General features: G+C 50.2%; 6 protein-coding genes. All 6 read left to right on the plus strand.

Annotated features, from left to right (window positions below):
* A partial coding sequence (locus ACY69O_RS05225) for an ABC transporter ATP-binding protein (protein ID WP_462332409.1) occupies nucleotides 1-399 on the plus strand: 399 nt, incomplete at its 5' end.
* The gene (locus ACY69O_RS05230) at nucleotides 371-1,042 is read left to right on the plus strand and encodes a heme exporter protein CcmB (protein ID WP_462332410.1); all 672 of its coding nucleotides are present in this window, start codon (nucleotides 371-373) and stop codon (nucleotides 1,040-1,042) included. The genes ACY69O_RS05225 and ACY69O_RS05230, both read left to right, overlap by 29 nt.
* 17 nt (nucleotides 1,043-1,059) lie before the next feature.
* The gene (locus tag ACY69O_RS05235) at nucleotides 1,060-1,686 is read left to right on the plus strand and encodes a cytochrome c biogenesis protein (RefSeq protein WP_462332411.1); all 627 of its coding nucleotides are present in this window, start codon (nucleotides 1,060-1,062) and stop codon (nucleotides 1,684-1,686) included.
* Nucleotides 1,683-2,054, plus strand: a complete 372-nt coding sequence (locus ACY69O_RS05240; protein ID WP_462332412.1) for a cytochrome c maturation protein CcmE domain-containing protein — start codon at nucleotides 1,683-1,685, stop codon at nucleotides 2,052-2,054. The genes ACY69O_RS05235 and ACY69O_RS05240 overlap by 4 nt, the downstream gene beginning before the upstream one ends.
* A 2-nt stretch (nucleotides 2,055-2,056) precedes the next feature.
* Complete coding sequence (gene ccsA, locus ACY69O_RS05245) at nucleotides 2,057-4,153, plus strand: cytochrome c biogenesis protein CcsA (protein ID WP_462332413.1); 2,097 nt, start codon at nucleotides 2,057-2,059, stop codon at nucleotides 4,151-4,153.
* A 162-nt stretch (nucleotides 4,154-4,315) separates the two neighbouring features.
* Nucleotides 4,316-4,645 (plus strand): NapC/NirT family cytochrome c (locus ACY69O_RS05250; protein WP_462332414.1); only part of this gene is annotated, 330 nt, incomplete at its 3' end.

Genomic DNA, 4,645 nt, shown 5'->3' on the forward strand with positions numbered 1-4,645 from the left:
ATCGCGTACATGTCGCCGGAATTAAGGCTTTATCCCAGGCTTACCGCGCGTGAAAATCTTTCGTTTTTCCTTGGACTGCTGGGAGTTCCGATAGATGACAGGTTGTATGGTGATGTGCTGAACCGTGTCGGGATGCTGCCGGAGACTATAGAAAGAACGAAGGTAGGAGAATTTTCCACGGGTATGCGCCAGCGTCTTTTGTTTGGCTTGATGCTCGCATCGAATGCGGATATATGGCTTTTGGATGAACCGGGAGCAAATCTGGATGATGAAGGCCGTGCCATGATGCTTCGTGAGATGCGGCGCGGTGCGGAGGAGAAAAAACTTATACTGCTCGCGACGAATGACAGCCGGGAAAGGGGGGCGGCAGATGAAGCCATCGACCTTTCAGAGCATTAAACTGGTACTTCGAAAAGAAATTACGACCGGCTTGCGCTTTCGTGCTGCGTGGGCGGCAATGCTTATGTTTTCATTCACGTCGCTGGTATGCATTAGCTTTGCGCTTGCCGGAACAGCAGCGGAGCCAAAGCTTCTGGCAGCGCTTTTGTGGGTGCTTTTGTTCTTTTCTTCACTAGCGGGTTCTGACCGTGTGTTCTCTGATGAAGAAGCAGATGGAACGCTTATGGCGCTGCGCGTATATGCTCCTTCTCAGGCAGTGCTTTTCGGAAAGCTTCTTTACGAATTTTTTGTATTGACCGTTATCACCGTTTTCCTTTTGCCGCTTTTTATAGTCCTTCTGGGCGCGGAAACGAAGGAAATGCTGCTTCTTCTTTGTACGGTGGGAGCAGGGCTTTGGGGTATTTCGGCGGCGGGAACGCTGCTTTCTGCACTGATTGTCGGAGCAGGTGTTCGAAGCGGTCTGTTTTCCGTATTGATGCTCCCGGTGATTCTGCCGGTTTTTATTCCGGCAATTCGACTGACAGAGGCGGCGTTTGGCGGAACCGTGGTATCACTTAACTTTTTGGGAGGAATCCTTCTGTACGATATGATTCTGTCTGTGGGGGCATCAATTTTATTTGACTATATTTGGTATGCGGAATAGAAAATGGGGGGAGAGAAGTGCTGGGGCTTTGTATAGCAGTGCTGACTGTGGTCGTTCTGGGTGCAGTATGTTTTGCCGTGCCGCCGGCTGAGGGACTCGGTGAACTGGTGCGTATCGCTTTTTTGCATATTCCTGCGGCGTGGGTATCTGTCATTGCTTTTTTTATGAGTGCATGGTGGGCCGCGTCATATCTTCGCCAGGGTGACATACGCGATGATGCGCGTTCGTTTTCGTCTGCAAGTCTAGGATTTATTTGCACACTGCTGGCTGCGGTCAGCGGAGCCGTGTTTTCAAAGCTTACATGGGGAGCGTATTGGAATTGGGACCCGAGGCAGACGACGATTCTTGTGCTGCTTTTAATTTACGGGGCTTATCTTACACTACGGTCCGCAATGGAGGAACATGCCCGCAGAGCCAGGGTGTCGGCGGTATATTCACTGTTTTCATTTCTGACCGTGCCGTTTCTCGTGTTTATTGTTCCGCGACTTTATTTTTCACTGCATCCGACACCGGTCCTGAACGGCAGCGGCTCTGTAGATATGGAGCCGGTGATGCTTCTGACGTTATTTGCGGCAGTCGCGGATGCGACACTCATTTATGTCTGGCTGCTTTTGAAGAGTTCACATAAGGAGGAAAAGATATGAACAGGAAGGCTCTTTTGGCTGTCCTTTTACTGGCGTTCGTAGGATACGCCGGGTGGAGCTTCGTGAATTCTCTGAACCCGTACGTCGGCATTACGGCCGCGAAAAAAACATCGGGCAGCGTACAGGTTAAGGGGCTTTTGGATGATAGGGGAAGGATTCCTCACATGGAGGGCAATACCTTTGTGTTCTTCCTGAGGGACGAGGAAACAAATGAGACTATGATGGTACGGTATAAAGGCGCAAAGCCGGATCAGTTCGATCAGGCACATCATATTGTGGCGGTGGGGAAATATCATGCCGGCGCGTTTCATGCGGAAAAGCTGCTTATCAAGTGTCCGTCAAAATACGAGAAGCAGAAGGGAAAATAAAAATGGCAGGATTTGTCTTTTTGAGTGTTGTGCTTATCACATCTACAGGAGCTGTCCTGTGCTATGGAACAGAGCAGGAAAAATTAGGACGCTTGGGCAGGGTGCTGGTATATCTGGCCTTCTTTGCGGCACTTGCCGCGTCAGCCGTACTCATGGGCTTTTTGCTGACAGATCGTTTCGACATTGTCTATGCAGCATCCTATTCCTCGAAAAATCTTCCTTTGATGTATAAGATTTCAGCATTTTGGGCAGGACAGGAAGGATCGTTCCTTTTGTGGCTGCTCATACATGCGGCTGTGGGTGCATGGCTTGTCTGCAGCGGAAGAATGAAATCCGGTGGAGTGACGGTCTACCTTTTGCTCCAAATCCTTCTGACCGTACTGTGCATTGAAAAAAGTCCCTTCCGTCCTTTAGAGGAACCGGTGCTTGACGGGATTGGGCTTAACCCTTTGCTGCAGGACCCATGGATGGCAGTTCATCCGCCGATTATTTTTGCCGGATATGCGCTTCTTGCCGTGCCGTTTTCATACTGTTGCGGTGCTTTGCTTGAAAAGGACACGGGAACGGAATGGCTGAACTCTGTGCGGAGATGGGGGCTTTTTGCGTGGGCATTCCTGGGCGCCGGCATCTTTATCGGAGGCTATTGGGCGTATAAGGTTCTTGGATGGGGAGGTTATTGGGGCTGGGACCCGGTGGAAAATTCCTCGCTTGTACCGTGGCTTGCTGCAGGAGTCCTGCTTCATGTACTGTGTACGGCAAAAATCAGGCCGGCATGCCTTTCTATGGTTCATCTGTCTGCAATATTTACGTATGCGCTGGTGATTTACGGAACGTTTCTTACCAGAAGCGGTATTTTGGGCGATTTTTCAGTTCATTCTTTTAGCGGGACCGGAATAGGCCTCATGCTGGCGGCTGCGGACGGAATCGTACTGCTCGCCGGACTCATTCTGTTGATTGTGAGGGCGGGGCTTCTTCCGCAGGGAAAAATGTATACGGCGCATGGCAGCCGTGAGTTTTTTATGCTGCTCGGGTCGCTTTTGCTGGTATTTGCTTCAGTGATTGTCTTTATAGGAATGTCAATGCCCCTTTTGACGCAGCTCATAGGGAAGCCTGCAGCGGTCGATACAGATTTCTACGTGAGGACATTGATGCCTCTTGCCGTGGTTCTTGTGCCCGTTATGGGAATTGGAAGCCTGAAACGATGGGGTGAACAGCAGGATAAAGAAAAGCTTATTCTGCCTGCAGGATTATTTGTGCTGGGTATTATGGCTGCACTTTTCACCGGACTTCGCTCGCCGCTCCCGGTTCTGCTTGCCGGCGCTTCGCTTTTTGCTGCCGGGTGTGTTTTCCTTGCAAAGAAAAAACAAATGATGAGATGGGGCGGGTGCACTGCCCACCTTGGCGTGGCAATCGGGCTTTTCGCAATCGTGCTTTCCGGCAGCGGAAGCCGCCAGGTCTCACAGGAATTTGTCACAGGGATATCTCAGCAGCTTCTGGGACATGAAATTGCCTACGAAGGACAGCGATTTATGGAGGATGGTTCGGAAAAGCGTTATGTTTTTCGCGTGGACGGAACGGAATACTCCGCGTTAACAAAGCTGCACGCAAACGGTGAGGACGCGGCGCGTGAGCCTGCTATAGGGCACTTTGCCGCGGGCGATGTATATATAGCGCCATCACCTGCAAGCGCCGACCGCAGGGAAATGCTTTTGAAACATGGAAAAATTGCCATGGATGATACATATGCGTACCGTTTTGAATCCGCTGAATACGAAGAAAATAATGACGGTACAACGCTCGTGACGGCTGATGTAGAGATTACTGACGGAGAACGTGTAGAGCATGCAAAGCCCTGGATACGCGCAACAGCCGAAGGCGGTACGTCCAAGCCTGTTGACGTGTTTGGCGGAGCCGCACGCATCCGTTTGACAGGGGTATCTGCAGACGGCCGAATGATACGTATGGAGTGTCTGCCGTCTTTGGAGTCGGAACAGGCTATGCCTGTGACGGCATCGGTAAGTACAAAGCCTCTTATATGGCTTTTATGGCTTGGTACAGTGCTTGTTACAATGGGGTGTATAAAAGCAGCAAAAGAATAAAATCGGAAAGTCGGGGAAGAATGTTTCCCCGGCTTTTTGTTTATATGCAATTAAAAGCAATTGGTTTTGTTGTAAAAATTTTCTATAAAAAGGTTGCTAGTGCAACATACGGTTAATTTTTACAATGCTATAATGAAGACAAATGAAAGGAGGGGAGCGGAATTGGATTTCAAACAGTATGTTTCCGAGCATACGCTGAAGTGCCTGGCGGGTGGATTCGTCATAGGTGCTCTTGTTATGGGTGTCGGGTCCGTTATGGTATCGGCAACGGGCGGCCCGGCATTTTGCGGAAGCTGCCACGCAATGAAGGAGCCTGCTGCGAGCCATGCTATGGCAACGCATAAAGACAGGGACTGTGTTGAGTGCCATCTTCCCCATGATAATCCGGCCATCTATCTCATAGAAAAGGGAAGAACCGGAATGATTGACTCATATCATGAAGTCCTGCGTGAATACCCGGCGCATATTCAGCTCTCAAAGGGAGCGAAGGAG

This window comes from Schwartzia sp. (in: firmicutes), from assembly GCF_978017985.1.

What these genes read in the sequence shown, in the direction of transcription:
- ACY69O_RS05230 (WP_462332410.1), top strand. Translation starts at nt 371, where the DNA reads ATGAAGCCATCGACCTTTCAGAGCATTAAACTGGTACTTCGAAAAGAA.
- ACY69O_RS05240 (WP_462332412.1), top strand. Translation starts at nt 1,683, where the DNA reads ATGAACAGGAAGGCTCTTTTGGCTGTCCTTTTACTGGCGTTCGTAGGA.
- ccsA (WP_462332413.1), top strand. Translation starts at nt 2,057, where the DNA reads ATGGCAGGATTTGTCTTTTTGAGTGTTGTGCTTATCACATCTACAGGA.